Here is a 20,002-nt window from a genome sequence, read left to right on the forward strand (position 1 = left end):
TCAGTGCCTAGTCCAGAAAATACTCGTAGCTGAGCGGCTTCAGGTTCTCCGGCGAGGGCCGCCAGTCAGAGTAGACGCTCATCGTGCCGTCGTCAGTGGTGACTGAACCGTCGAGGTGACGTTCCCACTTGATCTCCGCGACGACGACCAGGTCGGTCAGCTCGTAATCATTCGCGTGGGTGACCTCATTACGCGTCAGGATGACCTTCTCGACATGTCCCTGGGATCCCTTGACCTCGACATGCCGTTCTTCAGCCCCTCGCGTGGCGAGCAGATCATAGGACCGATACGCGCCGACGTCCTCGACCCTGTAGCCCGATGTCTCATAGTGAGTGATCGCCTGGCGGACCGCCTGCATCTCGATCGCCTTCTTCAGAATCGGGTCGGCGCAGAAACCCGCATAGCGCTGTCGAACGCCGTTCTGCCCGCCGACGGGCGGCGCAACAGGGAAAGCGTCGGAGCTGCCCCAGTCGCTCTCGGGAAGCAGTCCGTCGATGGTCTTGATCAGCTCCTCCGGCAGCTTGAAGAGATACCCCTGATTGGGTTTGAGGCCACTGGTCGGATGCCTCTGGAACGGGAAGTAGATGATCTGTCCGGCGGTATCCGTATAGGTGCGCTCGAGGACGTCTCTGACACCCAGGATGTCCTCCTGGTGGTTCGACCGAAGGTCGGTCAGCAGATAGGGCTTCGCTAGAGGGGTGTAATCCGTGAGGGGGATCGTGTTCGCCGGTTTCCCATACCAGTCACCCGCGCGCGGCTGGAGTTGACCGGCCACGATCGACGCGCCATACATCCCCGACTTGAAGCGCATCGGGTTGTTCTTGCCCACCCAATGCAGCACGACATCACCGACGCGGACGTCCTTCATCAAGTCGTACCGCGGCGTATCCGGTGCGATGAGCTCGCTCCCCCACGTGTCGACGTTGACCAATTCCATCCAATACCGCTGAGTGGTATCCCCGTCCCACCAGCGCGACTTCTTGACCGGTGTCACTGCCGTCATCTCTCCCCCAAAGCTCGTTGATGCATCGACGCTACTTCGTGCAAGACAACTCAGACGGTTTTCTGCTCCACGACACGACGATCCGCTTCGACTTTTTCGGGTCATTCTCGACGACAGCGCATGACTGACACATTGCATATTGGCTCCCGTTAGCGCCCGGTTCGCGCGGCTCCCCGGCTACCAAGACCCCTCTCGAAACGATTGATCGGGAGGGTTTGCGAACTGCCAGCTCAAGAGAAGGTATACAGGATGTGTCCCTATCTCCACACGGCGTCCTGGCAAAACATCATTCGCCGCCTCATCTCCTCAAGGAGCTCCCCTGATGTCCGTCTGGGAACCGATTTTGAAGTATTCGCAGCTTTTCTTGAACCAGATCGACCTGAACGAGGATGAGCGCTACTACAAGCTTGACTTCGCAAAAGGAGCAAAAGACGCTCGCGAGCAGCTGTTGGAGGGACAACAACAGTGGTTCGAGACGCTCAGGCGGGAGATCAGCCGGACGAACCTTGTGAACCAATACTTCATGATGGCGCTCATCAAAGCATCGGCAGACAAGCCCGAGGAGCTTCGTGATGCTGTCCTGAAGTTCTGGACCGACCCAGTTGGCCCGGATGGACTCGATGAACTGGAAAAGGATCTTCGCCGGTTGAATCCTCAGCGGCTGTCGGCGGGAGGTGCAATCGGCTTCGGGGCGCTCCTCCTGATGGCCGTCTCACCTACCCGATACCCTCCGTTCAGGGCTAGGAGAGCTACCCAGTTCATACGGCTCATCGGACAACAGCCGCTGAAAGCTAATGCCTCCGCCGGTGCGAGATACGGCCAAATGCTCGAGGCACTCGATGCATTGCTCGAAACCACCCAGTCGGCCGGACTACCGGTTCAGGACCGACTCGACGCGCAAGGTCTGATGTGGACATTGACCAATAGCGATCCGAACTCGCGTTGGCCCCGGGAAGAAGCGCGGGCCTTCCGGGAGTGGCGGGGGGATCAAGACGCTCCTCGAGCGCTGTCCTACACCCGAGGCACAGGGGGATCTCTCGAGACGGAAGATGCGGCCTGGAAGATTCTGGAGCCGGCGCTCCGGGGCCACCCCTCCCCCATCGACAATAGATCGCCTACTTGGCAAGGCAGCGCTGCACGCGATCTGATCCTGGCCCGCGAGAATCAGGACCCGGGTGTTGGAGGCTATCTTGGCAGGCTGAAAGGTCAACTCGAGGGGTCGCCGAATGAGACTTACCTGTTGGCTGCCGAGTTGACGTTTCTTCAATGCGTGGCGCTGACGGACACGGGGGCCACGAAAAAGATGGAACGGGTCAACGCCATTCTCGAATGGGCACCTTCCGGCCCCCCTCGGCTCCCCGCGGAGCTGGAAAACGCGTTGCATAGCCCAGGAGCGTTTAACGGCGGTCAAGGCTTCAACTTGCACATCTCCTCGCACATCAGTTGGCTCCTTCGGTTGGTCAAGCACGTCAGTGGACTCCCAAAGGACGAGTTGGACGCTGCACTGGCCAATCCATGGAAATGGATCGCGCTGACTGCGGATGTTCCCGACGACGTCCCCTCCATCCGATACACCATCGACTACCTTGTCTGGCCGAACTACCTCCAGTCCGTTGTGGCCAAGGACGACCGGAGGAAGATTCGCGACGCCTTTGCGTACCTTCTTGGTCGTCCGCGGGGGAACGCGGAGATCGACATCGCGCAGGACCTCCACGACATACGGCAGATCCATAACGCACAAGCAGGCACGTACGCCGACTGGTACACCGAACCGTACAAGTCACAGTGGATTAACTTCGACAGCGGTCGCCGAAAGGCATGGCTCATCCGGCAATCGCAAGGGGGTCAGTCGATGGCAGAGACCTGGACCAGGGAAGACCTCATCACGGTGGCGATTCCTCGCGAATGGATCCCCGCAACGCATGAGTTCGAGGAGTTTCTTCGGATCGTCAAAGACGAGTACGAGCACATCAGTTCATCGGACCAGAAGGACAAAGCCCGGGAACTCCATCGATTCGTCACCCAAATGCGCGAGGGCGACTTGCTCATCTCACCGTGGGAGGACGTAGTCCTTGTGGGCACCATCAAGGGGAACGTGCAGTCCACCGATGTCGGCGGACCGAAACTTTCTCGCACCGTTGACTGGCACACGTACGCAGTACCGAATATCGACCTTCCTGATCCCCTGCCACGGCTTCTCACCGAAACCGGCACAATCATCGATGCCTCCGACGCGATCTCGACAATCACCGCGTGGTCGATACAAGTAGAACCGGTGTCTGTCGCCAATAAGGTTCTTGAGCTCAAGAAACCGAGCGAGGAGTTGGCCACTGAACTCCATGTACTGCGGGACGACCTACAGGAGATGGTCGACCTGATTCGCACCCGGCGCCAGATAGTTCTCTACGGACCGCCTGGCACGGGCAAGACTTTCATCGGAAAGCGACTCGCGCAATATCTGGTGGGCAAGGAGAACGCCGATCACGTACAGATCGTCCAGTTTCACCCCTCCTACGCCTACGAGGACTTCTTCGAGGGATTTCGCCCGAGCTCATCTCATGGGGGCTCTGTCGGGTTTGAATTACAGCACGGGCCGCTCCGGCGCCTCGCAGCGCTCGCGAGCCAACCCGGCAACCAGGACAAGCCGTTCTTCCTCCTCATCGATGAGATGAATCGAGGCAACCTCGCCAAGGTATTCGGGGAGCTGTACTTCCTCCTGGAGTACCGCAAGGACAGCATTCGACTCCAGTACAGCCCGAATGAAAACTTCACTCTTCCGCCCAACCTGTTCATCATCGGCACTATGAACACAGCGGACCGGTCGATCGCCATGGTGGACGCCGCCATCAGACGACGATTCGCGTTCGTGGAACTTCACCCGCAGGACGGCATGGTGGCAAAGGTGCTCGAGAAGTTCCTAGCAGGGGAAGGACGCTCACCCCTCGCCTCGGACCTCCTTACGGCGCTGAACGACGAACTCGGGGCGGACAAGAGGGATCTCGCAGTGGGGCCGTCCTACTTCATGAAAGAGGACGCCGCGGATTCAGGTGGCCTACGCCGCGTGTGGAAGTATGAGCTCCTGCCGCTGCTCGAGGAATATCACTTCGGGGAGCTCAGCCGGAAGCAGGTGCACGAGCGATTCGGGCTGGACGCCCTGCTTTCCGTCCTCGGAAGGTCCCTCGAAGAGTTGGACCCTGTGCGTGACGGGGACTCCCATGAGTAGCGAGATGACCACCCCACCTGGCCTACAGCACGTTGTTCTCGATGAGCTTGACTCGGAGTCCGACCCGGTGCAGCTTGGCGAAGGCATCCGCGAAGCGCTGGAAGCCACGAAGTTGGTCCTTGTGCGCGGCGTAGGCCGAGGCCGGTCGATGCTGCTCCCGAACGGTTATGTAGGTGCCGTCCAGATTGGGCGCTTACTGGTTGAGGTCAGGCCGAAGGACAAGGTGGGGATCCCTCAGATGCTGTTCCTGCTGAGCTATGCCAAGGACCCCGGCTTCAAACCGGACAACGTTCAAGCAGCAAAAACCTCCGACCTTTGGGCTGCACTTGGTGAGACCCTCGTCCGGCTGGGAGAGCGGGCCACTCAACGCGGTGTCCTCCAGGGGTACGTAAGCATCGATGAATCGTTGAAAACCGTCCGCGGCCGAATACGCATGTCCGATCAGGTGACACAGCGCCCCGGCCTGCTGTTCCCAGTCGAGGTGACGCACGACGAGTTCACGGTCGATATCGCGGAGAATCAGATTCTTCGGACGGCTGTGCGCCGCATGCTGCTCGTACCAAGGCTGGACGCCGGCGTCCGACTCCGCCTTCTCCATCTCGATAGGAAGCTAGCCGATATCTCCCTCATATCGAGGGGGAACCGCGTGCCCAATTGGTCACCCACTCGCAAGAACGCCGACTACGTCCCTGCGTTGCGGATCGCTGAGATCATCCTGCAAAATCTTGCTGCGGAGGCCTCTACCGGGAACCTGCAAGTCGCGTCCTTTGTGGTCAACATGGCCAAGGTCTTCGAGGACTTCGTGGCAGCCGCTCTCACCGAGGAACTGCGAACCTATCCGGGTAGAACGAAGGAACAACACAAGACCTATCTGGATGAGATCGGTGGGGATCAGGACCGCCGAAGGGTATCGATGAGGCCCGACGTCGTCCATGAGGTGCGCTCCGAGCTCATCCTGATCTTCGACGCGAAATACAAAACGGCATCGAGAACCGGCCAGTACCCGAACGCGGACTACTACCAGATGCTGGCGTACGCCACGGCCCTTGGTCAGAAGAATGCGTGGTTGTTGTACGCCGGGCCGGGTGACGCAGTATCAAGGCAGATTCGCAATACCGATGTCGTGACTCACGAGTTTCCCATCGACCTCTCCGCTGACCCTCAGCAGGTCCTTCGCAGAGTCACCCAGGCCGCCGAGTTGGCTTACAGCCTCGCAGGCGTCGACGGCACTACAGAAATCTAGCCCGGCCCCATTGCTCCAACTGCGTCTGGCTCGCTCATGACGATCGATCGAACGTCGACGGCGCCCCCTGTTACCTGGTACCGAGCAGCTCCGACCGCTTGCCGCTCCACGACACGACCAGGCCATCGCGGGCCCGCGTGGCAGCCACGTAGAGCAGCGAGCGTTCACGGAGAATGGCATCGGCCTGTTCCGCCGCTGCCAAGTTCCGCACCTGGTACGTCGCCGGTAGATGCTGGTCCGAGATACCGAACAGGACCACCCGTGTGAACTCCATTCCTTTCGACCGGTGCATCGTCATCACCGACGGCACACCGGGTGCTGATGCCGCACCCGCTGTCCTCGCTTGCAGACCACGTTCACTCAACCCATTGATGACTTTCGCGATCTGGAAGTTCGCGCGAACCAGGATCCCTACGGTCTCCAGTGGAACGTCCTCTCCCATCCACCTTTGAAGATGACCAGCGAGGTTGTCGAGTTCCTCGGCGATCGAAGCGGCGGCGATCTCCTCCGGCCGTGGCCCAACGCGCGAGGAGGTGTAGCCGTTGACTGACTCCTGGTCGCCTTCGATGTCCGTCACCGGCGCACCACTCAGGAGTCCGACGGCGTAGGCCAGGTTCTGCTGAGTGGTGCGGTAGTTGAGCGTCAACCGACGCGCACGGCCGACGATGCCGATCCCGAAGCGCGACAGCGGAACCTTCTGCCCGTAGATGCGCTGGTGCGAGTCCTCTGCAATGAACAGATCGTTCGGACCCTCCTGAACCAGTTCTCGGAGGAACAGCCAATGGCCCGCGTGCAGGTCCTGCGCCTCATCAATCAGAACATGATCGATGAGGCGACCTTCGCCCGTATCCGCGCGCTGCCGAAGCACCAGGGCTGCGAGGTGCGCAACCTCCACGAAGGAGGCATGCATCTCAATCCTGTTGTAGTAGCGGTACCCCTCGACGACCTTCCAGAGCGCGATCCGCTTCGTCCTGTTCAGAGCGGTCCCACGACCGGCACGCGGGACCTTCAGGTACTCGTCCTTGGTGCTGATGAAATTGGGCAGGATCACCGTCTCGTACTCCTGCTGGAGGAAGGTCGCGTTGGCGAGTTCGACCTCGAGCTCGTGATCGACGTCCGAGAGAGCTGCCTCCCACTGCTGGCGCGCGGCCTCCGTCTCCAGCGTCTTCCCCGGGGCCGACATCTCGAGCCCGAACAAATCCTTCATCGCTCGACGCTGGTCGGTTTCCTGAGCACTGCGGAAGACCTTGCTGACCAACGAGTCCACTCCCGAGATGTGGATGCCTGGCGCCCCCGGTTTCGGCGCCCGGGTGAGGTCGGGGTCCAGCTTCGACAAGCCGTTCTCCAGTGACTCGGCAAGGGTGGTGGTATAGGTGGTCAGGACTATGCGCGCCGTCGGTTCACCAAGGGCCAGCATCCTTGCCCGGTGGAGCAGCACCACTGTCTTTCCGGTCCCGGCACCACCAGAGAGACGGAAGGAACCGTTGTAGTGGCGTTCGGAGTAGACACGCTGCTCAGGGTGCAGGAAGGTTCGCCAGGAGTCGAAGTCCCCGCCCTCGATCACCTTCTTCAGCTCGTCGGAGTTGTCGCCCACGAACGTGAATTGCATTCTCGTCGCTGGATGCTCGAGCGACTTCCGGATCTTCTCCTCGTCGGTCGCCTCCGGGTCATCCACGTAGCGGCTCAGTGCCAGCTTCTCCCGAACCTCCGTGACGGACGTGCCGGCAGCAAGCTCGAGGAGCGCTGTGGCCTGCCAATCCGGCGCATCGCCCAGAACATCCAGTAACTCTCCGTCTGATGTCGCGGCGAACGCTCGAGCAACGAGGTCGGCGGCAAGCCCGAGTTCCGACACCAGAGCTGCAGGATCCATTCCGCATCCGAGTAGGGGGTTGGTCCAAACCTCCACAGACTCGCTGTCCTCGGGGACAGGAGGTTCGACGTCGGTCTCCGGTGCCGGCGGGCTCGGGAGATCAGGAGTGGGTGAGTGCGGTTGTTCGTCATTCGGCATGGACGTCCGGATGACCTCTAGGACGCCGTTGGTCGAATTGACCTGCAGAACACTGGACCGGGCGATATCGATCGCTTCGTCGTGGGGCCAGGCACCGTAGTAGAAGTAGTGCGGGGTGGAGTCGAAGGCGACTTTGAAAAGCACGGCCCGGTAGTTGAGGTCGATCCGGCCCGTCCGCACGCGGGGGTCCGCCGGCGTGTGCATTGGCTCGATGTGGAGCCCGGGCGCGGTGTCGTCCTTCTGGAGCTTCTCGAAGAAGGAGTACACCTTGTTCTTCATGGTGCCGTCGATCTTGTCCTTCTGCTTGATCCACGTGACCAGCGCCATATCAAGCTCCTCTCGTCGTCAGCAGTTCGCGGATTTCATCGATGTCTGTTCCCACGGTGGCCCAGCCTGCGGCCTCGAGCTCAGCGTGCCCGTCGTCGCCATCGAGCATGACGGCGATCTGGTACTCCGGCCAGGCGATCGAGACCGGCAGGCCGTCCACTTCGAAGCCGAGTTCGGGCAGCACACTGATGTCCGCATCGGCGATCGCCAGCAGAATGGCTCTCTCGAGCTCGGTAGCCTGCTCCAGCAACCCACGCCAGGATGGGTTGAGCCCGTCGGACATTTCCAGCCGCGCGGCTTCTTCCTCCACGGATCCGGCGGCACTGACCGTGGACAGCACCGAGCCGATCGTGAGTCCGATCGGCTTGAACGCCAGGAGGTTTGAGAGCCTCAGCCACTCTCGCCAGGACGCCTCGTGCGCAGGAGAGCCGACTGCATGCGCCCGGTCGTCCAGGCACAGCCCGACGGCGATCGTCGACAGGCTCTTGGGCGACCCGGCGGCCGCGAACCCGAGGCTCCCCAACCCGTACGTCCATGCCGTAACGGTCCCGGCAGGAAGGGGTGAATTCGCCCCCTGAGCCAGGGCGGACGCGTGTTCGTACATCGCGTCGGCGTCGGCGGGCTCAGGCCGTTGGCCCATGAGCATGAGCGGCACTAGCTCCGAGAAACTTGCCCAGGCCTCCGCATCGGGTCGGTTGACCCATTCCCAGAGCATGGTCATCGCGTCCCGGCCCAGCAGATCCATGATCGCGGCATTCACCGGGTAGTTGGCCATGAGCTGCGCATTGAGCTTCGCATTGGCCCACGGGGGCAGGGCAACAGGAGCGTCGCGGCCGGCTTCGAACGCTTCCACGTCCTGCCAGGTCACCGCCCATGGCACGGCGGCCCCGGACAGTTCAGCGCTGTGTCGGAGCTTGTCGCGCTTGGTGGCGTCGTCCGCGATCCTGTTGTGCTCCGCGGACGCATGGAAGGTGAAGCCGTCCGTGTAGATCGCGAGCACGGGGAAGTTCGGGTCGGGCGGTCCCTTGAGCAGGAAATCGGGTCGGGTTCCGGCGACATCCACCTGCGGGATGAGCTGCCATTGGAACTGCTGCCCGGGGATCCGAAAGGTGATGGTGTCGGCCAGCGCACCGGGGGTCACCTTGGTATGTGCGCCCACCGCCTTAAGCCGGTCCATCCAGGCCTTACGGAAGCGCTTCTCCAGGAGGGATTCGATCGAGATTTTGGGGTCGGGCAGCTCTGCAGTCACCCTCCAGTCAGAGAATGACGGCGGAACGGTCCCGTCCCGGTCTGCCTCACCGGAGCGCAGCAGCAGCCCGAGCAGGCGTTCCGCGCTCGCCCGGGCCACCTTGTCCACTGTCCACGGCTCGGCGAAGGGCAGGAGACAGTGATGGCACGCCAACCGCTCCTCGAAGCGACAGCTGCAATCACGCACGGTCCGCCACGCAGCGTGCAGCAGCTCCCATACGCGCTCGGCATCGGCGAACTCGGCGAGATAACCGGTGCCGCCGGGGACTTTGTCGTGCAGCATGAGGGCGATCCGGTTCCCGCCGTGCGCCGGATCATTGATCCGCAGCACACCGAGGTGATCCGGGGCTCCACCCAGGACTTCTCGGAGACCCAACAATAGGGCTGCCTGGAGGCTCGGAACGGAGAAGTCGTCGCCGTAGGTCACGTCGAGGGGCAGGTGGAGTACCACGCCCTGCGTGTTCAGTTCGCGGGCGAGCACTACTTCCTTGACGCTCTCCTGTGCTGTCTTCCGGTACCTGCACCAGAACCGGTGTTCGGTGGGCAGATTCTCCTTGGCGGATTGGTCCAGCTGTCCGCAGTACGAGCACAACCTGAACATCGGTGTCCGCACGTCGTCGCCGGCGATGGAGCGCGTGCCGCCGTTGGAGGCGGTTCTTCCGGTGTTGAGCCAGCGGATGTCCACCCGGTTGAAGTACTCGGCACCGAAGTCGTAGCCCTCCACGAACCAGCGCTTCTGCAGGTGCTGCGGGTCGATGTCCGCCGCGGCGACGATCGTGAAGCGTTCCCGCACGCGGTTGTCGCGGCGGTCGTTGATCGCGGCCTCGTCCCGGCGGACCTCGGCGGAGACCTTTTTCATAACCACGACGTCGAGGACCTGACCCATGTCCGCGATGGCCGATGTGCCGCAACGAACACAGTTCTGCACGGCCGTAGCCGTACCGAGGTCGGTCTTGATCCAGCCGCAGTGCGGGCAGACCTGCCATTTCTGGATATGGCTCTGCTGGGGGCCGAGGTCGACGGCGTCGATCAGAATCTCCATGCCCTGCGCGTAGAAGGTGGCGCCGGGCGCGAATTCGCTGAGGGCCACCGAGGCACCGCGGTTGTAGGACACCGTGTCGGTGACGAACTCTTGTGTGTCCGCGTCCTTCCAGGACAACCCCACGTCCAGGCTCACCGAGTCGTCCAGGAGCGTGTAGTTTGGCAGCACACCATAGGCCTCAAGGACCGAGATCCAGTACTGGCCGCGGAGCTGCTTGAGCTGGTCCCGAATCATCTTGAGGGTGGCCTTGGCGGTGCGAAGGGCCTGGTGCGCGTCAGAGGTCTTGTCGTCCAGCCGGTCAGCCAGGGCGACGGCCTCCTCCAGCGCGGGCAGGGCGCTGCCGACCTCCTTGCGGCGGGCGTCGAGTTCGTCGACGTCCGCCTTCCACTCCGCGGCCGCCCGGATGAGGTGACGAGCGAGGTCACTGGGCTCACCGTCCGCGTGGGGTGATGCCCAGACCGTCAGGCGGGCGACGCTGTCCGCGGAGATCCTTTCGCCGAACTGGTCCAAGAATGCTACGAGATAGGCGGGGGCGTTCGCCGTGGCGTCCTCGATCAGATCCCCGATGAACGATCCGGATGCCACGCTCCCGAGGGCCTGGATGGCATCGACTGGATGTGCCCGGCCCGCGACCCGGGCGAAGCGGTCCGCGACGTGGGCGACGTACTGCCGTCCCAGGATCTCTTCGGCGTCCAAGTAGGTGGCAGGTGGCCGAACCTCGCCGTTGATGACGGAAAGCGGTTCGTGGAGCTTGGGCAGGTGCTCGCCCCGGCCTCGCACGAAGGCGAGGACGAGCGAGTTGCCGGTCAGACGGCCGGCCCGGCCCACCCGTTGTAGGTACGAGGCCACGGACGTCGGCAGCGAAGCCAGCATGACGCAGGACAGGTCCCCGATGTCAATGCCCATCTCCAGGGTGGGTGTGGCCACCAGCACATTGGGTGCCTGGGGGTTGTCGGCGCCGGACTTGAACTGCGTCTCGTGGAGAATCCTCGTGGCGTCGTCGAGGAGCGAGGTATGTTCCCGGGCCACCACACGCTTGCTCTCACGGGAAGAATAGAGGTCCCGGTAGAAGTTACGGGTGTCCGCGGCATGCCGCTGCAGTGTCCCGCCGCAGCGGACCAGCGTGCAGGGGCCCCCGACCAGCTGGTCGATGACGGTGAGGCTACCGGGGGTGATGGCTTGGCAGACCCTGCACTGGACGGTGTGCCGTCCTCCGGCCAGATCCTCGGCGTCCGGGACGGAGAGCACGATCTTCTCCGGGTCGAGCCAGTACACATCCGCGCCGGAGTTGGTCTTCGAGCTGCCGAGGGTTCCGCCCTCGGCGAGTGCGGTGATGAGTGCCTTCGCCAGGTAGCCGCTGTCGGCGGGAGCGACGCCGAGGCAGCGGGCTGTCCAACGCGCATACCAGGAGGCCGAGGACGTGACCCCGTCCATGTTGTCGGTAGCCGCGGCAGCGCTGCCGATCCGCGGGAAGGCTGGCGCGGACCGGCCGGAAGGGAATGCGGGCATGCCTTCACCCTTGGGTCGTCCACCCCAGATCTGCCAGCGTTTGCCGTCGGTCGCGATGTAGCCCTTGAGCCATTCGTGGTGCACGCCGCCCTGGAGCCGGACCCTCTCCACCGTGCCGCGAATCCAGTGCAGCAATTGCTGCTGCGTGGGTGCGGTCTCGCCGATCATCGTCTGGTGAAGGGCGGCCTCATAGGCCTTCCGCGCCACGGAGAGCATGCGGGTGGGGTTGCCGGCGTCGGTTTCGACGGTCAGGGATCCTGTGAGTTCCAGGGTGCGGCCGGTGCGGGACTGGAGGCCGAGCTCCAGGAGAGCATCGAACTGCAGCCGGCGTTTGGCGAAACGTCTGGCGCGGACGCGTTCTCCAGGGGAGGCCTTCGGATCCCAGAAGGGTCGGAAACTTTGCCGGTCTACGAATTCGGGGGCGATCAGCTGGTAGCGCGCGCCGGGCGTGTCCGCGCGGGTGATCGCGGCGTCCACAAGTTCCGAGAGCGTGGCGGGCTGCTCGCCGAGCGCGCGCCGCAGGGCGGTGCGCAGCGTCATCGTGTGGGAGCGGGACTGGACGTATCCGGCCCGGTGCGCGGCGTCCTGGACGCTGTCAGTGAAGACGAGGGCTTTCTTCTCGTCGTCGTTCAGCCCTTCGGCACCGAACAGGTTGGAGATGCTCACGGAGAGCATTGTGGCGATGGCGCTGCCCATAAAGGCGATGCCATCCTTAGCCAGGCAGGACGGACATACGTCCTTCTTCGAATCGTCGTCCGCGTCCTTGCCTGTGAGCATCAGGACAGGGATGATCCGCCCCTCGGCGAGGTCGGCGCTGTCCGCCTTCGGCGGTGTAGCCGAGAGCCCCCGGTTGACGGTGTGGAGCCAGTGCAGGCCTTGCACCTCCTCCGAGCCGTCCTGATGGAATTCGATGATGTCCGCCTCCGCAGCTGCGGAGATGAGGGTCCGGAAGCGCGGGTTGTTCGTGACGCGTGCTTCACGGATCTTGGAGTCGTCCAGCTCGAGGTCCATGCCGGTCGGGGCCAGGACGGCGCCCCAACCGGAGCGGCCGCAGTGCCTGCAGTAGAGCGCCGGAAGAAACAGGTCTTGCGACTGGTCGATCCCGTCGTCGGACCAACGGAAGCGCGGTGAGGTGTCGACGGCGGCGTCCACGCGGGACATCTCGCGGATCCACAGGTGCGTCTCCACGGTCAGCGCCGCCCGCCCCTCGCGGGCCCTGATGAGGCTGAGCACCGCGATGACGTGGGAGATGAATTCTTCCGCGGCGTCCGGCCGGACGTCGGTGGGCAGTGAATAGGACGGGAAAATGGCATCCGAGAGGTCCGAAAGCCCGACGGCGGTACTCGCGTGCTTCAGTAGGGCGGCGGTCAGTGGATGCGTCCGCATCGCGTCCAGAAGGTCAGTGGGGCGTTCGCCGAAGAGCGTCTTCACGACGGGCCCGAGGACGGCGTCGGGGGCGCCACCAGCCTCACGCAGTTGGGCAACAGTGTCGTTGGTAGTGGTGATATCGAGGGCGATGGCGTTCAAGTCTCGGCCCGGTACCGTTCCGGTGCCAAGCTCTGTCCAGGTCTCCTGGGTGAGCCTTGACTCGGTGACGACGGAGTCGAGCGGGAACACTTCGCCGAAGACGGTCTCGGCGAAGTGGAGCATCGCGTCCGGGTCGCCTTTGCTGCCCAGGGTTGCGGATGTGGCGACGGGCGTGGCCCGGCCGAGGGGCCGGGCCACGTCTTCCTCGCTAAGCCCGTAGGGACGGTCGGTGAGGTCATTCGGCCAGTAGTTCTTGAGCGTCAGGCCGAGCCGGCGCAGCAGCATGGCGACATCGGTGCCCTGCGCGCCGTCGTAGGTGTGGAGTTCGTCTAGGACCACGTACTGCAGGCTGGTCGCTGATTTCTCCCAGAGGGGCGCGTCCGTGTGGCGGAGCAGGAGCATGTCCAGCATCTTGTAGTTCGTCAGCAGGATGTCCGGCGGATCCTGGTGGAAAACGTCGCGGTCGTTGATCAGGCCGTCCCGGGCGACTCGGGTGCGGTTGGTGTCCTTCTGACCGGTGTAGATACCGGCGGTGACGCCGGAAAGCTCGGGGTAGGTGGTCAGGAGCTCGGCCAGGCGTTTGGCCTGGTCGTTGGCGAGTGCGTTCATCGGGTAGAGGATGAGTGCCTTGATGCCGGTAATGCCGTCGCGCTTGGCGCGCAGCACGTGATCCAGGATCGGGTAGAGAAATGCCTCGGTTTTTCCTGAACCGGTGCCGGTGGTGACCAGGGTTGGTTCAGGGCGACGGCATGCACCACCTATGCCCTTACTACTGAGACGTTGAAAGGCCTTGGCTTGGTGGCCGTAGGGTTCGAAGCCCTCGTACCAGTCCAAGCAGTCGCGCCAGCCCTGCTCGGCGGTTTCGAAGGGCAGTCGCAACCGGACGTAAGCGCCCTTAAACAGCCCTCGCTCCGGGTCGGCGAGGAAGTCCTTGATGGCGGACTGCGCGTTCCCGTCCGTTAGTGCGAACGTGGTCGCGAGGTAGTCGGACAATCCGCGGCGCAGGTCCCCGGCTCGAGTTGTGGGCAGAAGCTCTGACATCAGGCATCTTCCTTCAGCATGTTCGAGAAGTGCGCATAGGCCTTACGCATGTCTTCCTCGCGGTCGAAGCTTTTGAACGGGAAGTCGAAGACATACTCGACGCCGCTCTGCGGGTGCGTCCAGGTTCGTTCTTCCAGGGTCAGGTTCTCACCGACCTTGCGATAGAGCCGATTCATGTCGCCGGGGATTTTGCGCCCGTTCCCGTCGTATAAGTCGCTCTGTTCATACCCACGGAGGACCGGGAATTGCGTTCGATAGACGATTGACAGCTCGTCCGCAGTAATTCCAAGAATGACGGCGACTAACGCATCTATTTCGATCAAGGCGCGCCTTCGGTGCTCGGCCCTGCGCAAGCCCTTATCTACAGACCACGGAGTCCCGATTACAGTGGTCCAGAGCGGTGCGTAATCGGCAGTCAGACAAACCAGCGCTGCCACTCGCTCCACAAGCTCCCCTGAGAGTTCGTGATCCAACTCCATCGGCAGGCATTCGATAAACGTTTCCGTCAGGTCCGCCACACCCGCAGACTTGACTAAGAAATCCACAGGAAGGGACGCAAAGAATCCGGTCATCTGCGCAGTTGCGGAGAGATCCTCAGCTACCGTTGTCACGGATCTCGTCGTGTTGAGATGAGTCGCCCCGGGCGGTAGCACGGTTGGATAAAGAGTTCGCTGCCCAGTCACGGCTGCCATACGCCTCCACGCCAAACGAAACTGACTTCTTTTTCGTCCGTCAACCGCAGCTTCCGGATACGCCTGATCGTAGTCCAGCCGGCTTGCCTTCAACTGGTAGCTGGTTCGTGGGACAAAGTCCGGTGCCATCGCCTCGAGGTCAATCTCGCTCCAATCGAGATTATTCCTCATTGTTGGATTGGGCTGCTTGGAAAAGGGATTAGCCACGGTGAAATGTGGTCCTTGAATGATGACGCCGTCCCAGGAATCAGGAACGGCGGACCCGACTTCGAAGTAGCCCTTCTTTCGGTCGTTCGTCTCATTCCAGCCGGAAGAATACCGCAGCCCTAGCGCGCGCACTCTTGGTGCCTTGCTTAGCTTTTCCAATACCCGCGAGCTGGCCCGGTTGACCGGGTAAACCATCCGCGCATGGATTGCAGGCGTTCCAGGCTCGTCCAAGATGTCCGCCCAAACTGCCAACGCGGTCTCATCCACAAAGATGATGCGCTCGGAGTGAGGGCGAGTGTCCCATTTGCCTTTCTCGTCTTTGATGCCCGGCACGTCTCCGGACCCGTCATGGACCTCAGAACGAGTCACAGTGTCAGGGTGAAATAGGGCAGCTGCCATGCGAAACAGTGGACTGTGTCGACGGACACCGTAAATGTGCACACCGTATGTTACGCGGTGATGGATCTCGAAGAGCGATAACTCGTTCACGAACTGCCAATGTCGACGCAGACGGCGATACGTTTCGGCGCGTAAGTTAGCGGCCTTTTGCTCGGTGAAATGAGATTCTGGGTGCACCATTGCCACAATGCCTGCCAGCGACATCGAACGCCATGTGCGTTCCATGAACGACCGGTATAAGTCGGGACGGAGGCCAACCACGATTGGGTAGGACGCGGGTGATGTCAGGAACTCCCGCACCGCCACGATCCCGGCAGCTTGGGAACACATGAACTCAATTTGAGTAAGATCCACCTTCGCCTCTAGCTGCTTTTCGACCTTCTGCGCTTGCGTCTGTTTGTCGTTCAGCTGCCACCACGGATCAAACTCCGCATAGACAGAATTCTCGTCCCAATCCGGCCGAACCCAGGGCGGGTTCCCCACTTGAAGATCAAATCCGCCGCGGCCAAACACCGAAGCGAAATCCAGCTCCCAGTGGAAGAACCCCTGCTCGGCGGCGATATTCTCGCACACCTGCAACCAGACATGCTGCTGCTTGGCGCTCTCGATGTCGGACACCAGAGCAAACTCGAGGTCAGCCCGCTCGGCGTCGTTCAGTTCTTCCCAAGTCGATGCAGCACCGAAAGCCTGCTGTCCCGCCATTTTCGACTCTTTTCCCTGTAATCCAAGAATCGTTTCCAGCCCAGCGAGCCATTCCTCCAAAGTTGGTGGTGTTGCCCCGCCGGTCGCCCGCTCGGTCAACGGCCAGAACCACAGTGCATTCCACGCATCCATGACTCTGCGAAGACGCTGGTAAGCGCCGTTAGGATTGTTGAGCCTCTCCTCGATCTGTTCCCGCGTGACGGCTTGGACCGCATTGCTTGCATCGTCCGTCTCAGCAGGTGAGGGACGCTTGCCGAAGTAGTCAATGTCTCGGCGCGCCTCGGCCTCGGCGACCTGCAGTCTGCGGAGTGTGAGCTTCCAGAGCGATTCAACCCTGCGCCCGAGGCTCGCCATCCGGTCTACCTGGGTCTTGCTGGGTTTGGACCTGATCTTGGTACGCCAGGCCTTCAGCTGCTGCTGGGCCTCCCCTGCCAGGTCCTTGACTTCCTTCGCGTCGGCGGCAGCACCCCAGCCTTCCGCTGGGAGCAAGAAGTGGTGGATGCGACCTACCACATCTGGATCGTCCTTTTCATCAGTCATGGCCTCGACCAGCCCGGTGAGTGGCGCATCCTGCGGGGCGCTGTTCAACCATGACTTGTCATTCACTGTCTGCCGGGAGTAGGTAGCCCGTCGAGCGCCGATCAGCGAGTTGCCGCGACGCAGTCTCAGCCCGAACCACGGCGCCTGTAGATCCTTCACCATGGTGTCGAGCCAGAGGGAGACTTCGGCGAGTTCCACCGCTGTCGAGTTCAAGTCCACGCCGTGGACCTGGTGCAGGGCGATCTGGGCTTTGACCTTCTGGAGTTCCTGCGGGTACTCGTCCGCTGGAATACGCTCGTCGAGCTCATCCTGCTTGCGCTTGAGGTACTCGTCGGCGAGCTGGCGGACAGCTTCCAGGGCGAACGCGCCGGAACCTAGGGCAGGCTCGCAGACCGTCAGGTCCAAGATGTCGTCGGCGGAGGTTCTCTGTCCGTTCTGGTCCAGCAGTTCGTCGAGCGCCTGGGACACCACGAACTTGGTCAGCACCTCTGGGGTGTAATAGGAGGCTGATTGCTGGCGCTCGCGGCCAGCAAGCCGGAAAACGAAAGAGCCCGCAGGGTGAAGTACTGGGCGCCGCTCCCCCGTCCGTTCGTCCTCCTCCACCACGAAATGCTTGGCCTCAATGGACTCGGACCGGTCTACCGGCACCACCCAAGATCCCTTTTCTGAGTTCCCGTCCTTGGCCACCTCGTGCAGGGGCACAGCGGCAATGAAACCGGTATAGGACATGAGGCCCTCGTAGACAGCCCCGAGCTGATTGATGCCCAGTTCGGCGTAGGAAATGAAGCCCCGGTCTTTGCCTCGAACCTCCTTGCTCAGCAGCAGGTGCTGCAGGACGCGCTGCAGTTCGGCGTTGCTGAGCTTGGAGTCATTGATCAGCGAGGTTGCGGCATCATGGAACAGGTCGGCCTTCAGCGGTTGAAAGAGCAGGCCTTCGTTCTCGCCCGAGGGATCATCGGAGGCAGTTGCACCTGCCGGAGCGTGGCCATTGTCCACCAAGTGGAAGAGCCTCGCGAGTGATTCGTAGATGTGAGTGCCGCGACGGGATTCCGGGGACTGAATGTTGACTAGTGTCAGCTCCCGCAGCCGGTCAAGGCCGTAACCCTCGTTGTATTCGCTGGCCCCTACGGGGAGCACCCCCATTTCCGGGGAGGCTTCCGCGTAGAGCAGGAAGAGAATCCGGTAAAGGAACCGCAGGGACTGGCGCGCCAGGATCTGCCCGTCAATTTCCTCGACGCCCAGACCTGCTGAACGGCGACGATCCAGCACATCGTTGGCAATGATCTCGATAGAGCGGCGGATGCCTTCTCGCAGGTCCTGGGAGACGCCGACGGTGTGTTTGACGGAGGCCTCAAGGATGCCGTCCCACCAAATGGAGCCGTCCGGTGACGGCATGAGGGAGTCGCGCCCGAACATCGCCAGGAACCTGTCCGTCTCGGCGTTCTTCTTGGTGTCGTTGCGGTCCGCGACCAGGAGCACGTCAGCGGCGAGGTAGCGGCCCTCGGCCCAACGTTCCTGTTCGGTCAGCACCAGCCAGCGGCCAGCCATGATGACAACGAACTTCGGAGCCGTGTCCGACAGGTAAGCCTCGGACACGGCCTTCGCAATCGTCAGCGCGGGGGACGGCTCTTTGCCGTCCACCAGGACCCGCCCGAGCGGCAGGATCGTGGACAGTATGTCTTCCAGCCCGTCCGCCGGGGCGGCCTCGATAAACATGACCTCGGAGTTCTCCGTCGCCCATATGCCGGGGACGAGCGTTTCGGTGCCACTGCGCTCAAAGGTGACTGTCGTCGTGGTGCCTTTGAAACCAAGGGCGCCGCGCAGCAGGGCGTAGGCTTCGGACGCGCCCGCCGGGTCTTCCGATAGTCCGGCGAGGAGGACCTGGAGTCGTCCTCGGATCTCGGCGAAGCGGGTCGGGGTGGTGGAGTAGCCGTTCTTGGCTGCCTCGTCCCAGGTCTTCCGGAGTTTGACGACCTCGGCTTGGAAGGATTCCTTGGTGGAATCCGTGGTGAAGAAGTGTTCGCTGACCCAGTCTTCGCCTACAACGATCGAATCAAAGGACGGCATTACTGGTCAGCACCTTCCGGGGCAGCGACAGGGGTGGCTCGGGGAACGACAATCAGGAGAGGGCGGACCAGGCGTTGCGCCGGGGCGAGCGACTCCGCGATGCGCTGCTCCTCGTTTACACGCTCGCGTTGCTTCTTCACTTCCGCCCGCTGGGCGAAATCGAAGGATAGCTGGGTCCAGCCCGTGGCCCGGTCCTTCCACGCCTGCAGGCGCTCGTTGGCCGAAGCTTCGGCCGCCTCGAATGTGAGCTGCATGGTCTGACGAGCGCTTTCCACCGCCTGTGGGAGCATGGCTTGCAGCCCGTCCACTGTGACCGGTCCAGGGTTGGTCGCCTTGGCATCGAAGCCGATGCTGCCCAGATGCTCGCCCAGATCCTCGAGGGGTTCGGTGAGGCAGAACGTGGGGTTGTCTGGGGCGGGGAAGTCCACCGCGAGGAAGGCTTTGGAGACCACCTGGCCGCGGCGGTTCATCAGCGTTCCCATGAGCAGGACCTGGGTAGCTTCAACATCGCCACGGACCACCAGGACTTCGCTGCGGGACATCGACGACAGGGCCCGGTCGCTTGCCCACTCCAGGACGGGGTGGAGCGGGCCGAGGTAGTGGGCTTCGGGCCAGCTCATGTCGTCGGACTCGCGGGCGCTGTTCAGTTCCCGTGTACCCGCGTCGACGGTCGTGGCGAGCTTGAGGCGCTCGGTGACGCGCCGCTCGGACAGGTATTCTTGCGGAAGATAGCCCAGACGGTGCTGCAGGTCGGAAGGCGGGTTAAGCTCGGCGAGGCCGTGGCCAGCATGGACGGTCCAGCCGAGGACCTTGCTCGGATCGCCGAAGGCCTCTTTAAGGGCTTCATCGAGGAAGTCCAGGTCCGTGGAGTAGAGACCGAGCGGCTTCTCCACCGGGACGGCCTCGAATTCCCCATTGCCCTGCAGTGCCCCGAAGTCGAGGAAGTCCCAGAGGTCACCTGAGTCCGTATCCGCGTCAGGATCGCTGACTACGGCGTCGAAGTTCTTCTTGCCGAGCAGGACGTCGCGGATGGCGTCTTCCTCCTGCTTGACGCTGTACTGCCCCATGAGGGAGGCGACGTCGTTGAGGACCGTGTGAGCCTCGTGCTCGCGTTCCATCAGCCGCGTGAGCACCTTAATGTCGCCGGAGAATCGGGTGTTGTGCGGGTTCAGGAGCAAGGTGGTGATCTGCGGTTTGTGGCGCTGGCCGAACCGGTCGATGCGG

At 62.5% G+C, this 20,002-nt stretch carries 7 protein-coding genes; 2 read left to right on the top strand and 5 right to left on the bottom strand.

Translation table 11 applies throughout. From position 1 onward, the window contains the following. Positions 1 to 7: 7 nt before the first annotated feature. Positions 8 to 1,003 carry a protein NO VEIN domain-containing protein gene (locus tag AC0Z9V_RS11305; RefSeq protein WP_485141553.1) on the bottom strand — a complete coding sequence of 332 codons (996 nt, stop codon included), beginning with the start codon at positions 1,001 to 1,003 and terminating at the stop codon, positions 8 to 10. Positions 1,004 to 1,325: 322 nt separating this feature from the next. Here AC0Z9V_RS11305 and AC0Z9V_RS11310 point away from each other — a divergent pair, with 322 nt between their 5' ends. Both AC0Z9V_RS11310 and AC0Z9V_RS11315 read left to right on the top strand, forming a co-directional pair. Next, positions 1,326 to 4,226, top strand: a complete 2,901-nt coding sequence (locus tag AC0Z9V_RS11310; RefSeq protein ID WP_485141554.1) for an McrB family protein — start codon at positions 1,326 to 1,328, stop codon at positions 4,224 to 4,226. Continuing rightward, positions 4,219 to 5,469 carry an McrC family protein gene (locus AC0Z9V_RS11315; protein ID WP_485141555.1) on the top strand — a complete coding sequence of 417 codons (1,251 nt, stop codon included), beginning with the start codon at positions 4,219 to 4,221 and terminating at the stop codon, positions 5,467 to 5,469. Before AC0Z9V_RS11310 ends, AC0Z9V_RS11315 begins: the two co-directional genes overlap by 8 nt. A 70-nt stretch (positions 5,470 to 5,539) precedes the next feature. On the opposite strand, the gene AC0Z9V_RS11320 is transcribed toward AC0Z9V_RS11315, so the two are convergent. Genes AC0Z9V_RS11320 through AC0Z9V_RS11335 form a run of 4 tightly spaced genes read right to left on the bottom strand, consistent with a single transcriptional unit; the run spans position 5,540 to position 19,956 of the window. Beyond that, a complete protein-coding gene (locus AC0Z9V_RS11320) occupies positions 5,540 to 7,804 on the bottom strand; it encodes a 3'-5' exonuclease (RefSeq protein WP_485141556.1) in 2,265 nt (754 codons plus the stop codon). Between the two features lies 1 nt (position 7,805). Continuing rightward, positions 7,806 to 14,171, bottom strand: coding sequence for a DEAD/DEAH box helicase (locus AC0Z9V_RS11325; protein WP_485141557.1), 6,366 nt, complete (start codon positions 14,169 to 14,171; stop codon positions 7,806 to 7,808). Then, complete coding sequence (locus AC0Z9V_RS11330) at positions 14,171 to 18,778, bottom strand: Eco57I restriction-modification methylase domain-containing protein (protein WP_485141558.1); 4,608 nt, start codon at positions 18,776 to 18,778, stop codon at positions 14,171 to 14,173. Before AC0Z9V_RS11330 ends, AC0Z9V_RS11325 begins: the two co-directional genes overlap by 1 nt. Beyond that, positions 18,778 to 19,956, bottom strand: a complete 1,179-nt coding sequence (locus tag AC0Z9V_RS11335; protein WP_485141559.1) for a hypothetical protein — start codon at positions 19,954 to 19,956, stop codon at positions 18,778 to 18,780. Before AC0Z9V_RS11335 ends, AC0Z9V_RS11330 begins: the two co-directional genes overlap by 1 nt. Between the last annotated feature and the right edge of the window lie 46 nt (positions 19,957 to 20,002).

It is taken from the genome of Arthrobacter sp. UYP4, from assembly GCF_057291175.1.

Excerpts from the sequence above, each read along its gene's own strand:
- AC0Z9V_RS11305 (WP_485141553.1), bottom strand. The coding sequence starts at position 1,003 with ATGACGGCAGTGACACCGGTCAAGAAGTCGCGCTGGTGGGACGGGGAT.
- AC0Z9V_RS11330 (WP_485141558.1), bottom strand. The coding sequence starts at position 18,778 with ATGCCGTCCTTTGATTCGATCGTTGTAGGCGAAGACTGGGTCAGCGAA.
- AC0Z9V_RS11325 (WP_485141557.1), bottom strand. The coding sequence starts at position 14,171 with ATGTCAGAGCTTCTGCCCACAACTCGAGCCGGGGACCTGCGCCGCGGA.
- AC0Z9V_RS11315 (WP_485141555.1), top strand. The coding sequence starts at position 4,219 with ATGAGTAGCGAGATGACCACCCCACCTGGCCTACAGCACGTTGTTCTC.
- AC0Z9V_RS11320 (WP_485141556.1), bottom strand. The coding sequence starts at position 7,804 with ATGGCGCTGGTCACGTGGATCAAGCAGAAGGACAAGATCGACGGCACC.
- AC0Z9V_RS11310 (WP_485141554.1), top strand. The coding sequence starts at position 1,326 with ATGTCCGTCTGGGAACCGATTTTGAAGTATTCGCAGCTTTTCTTGAAC.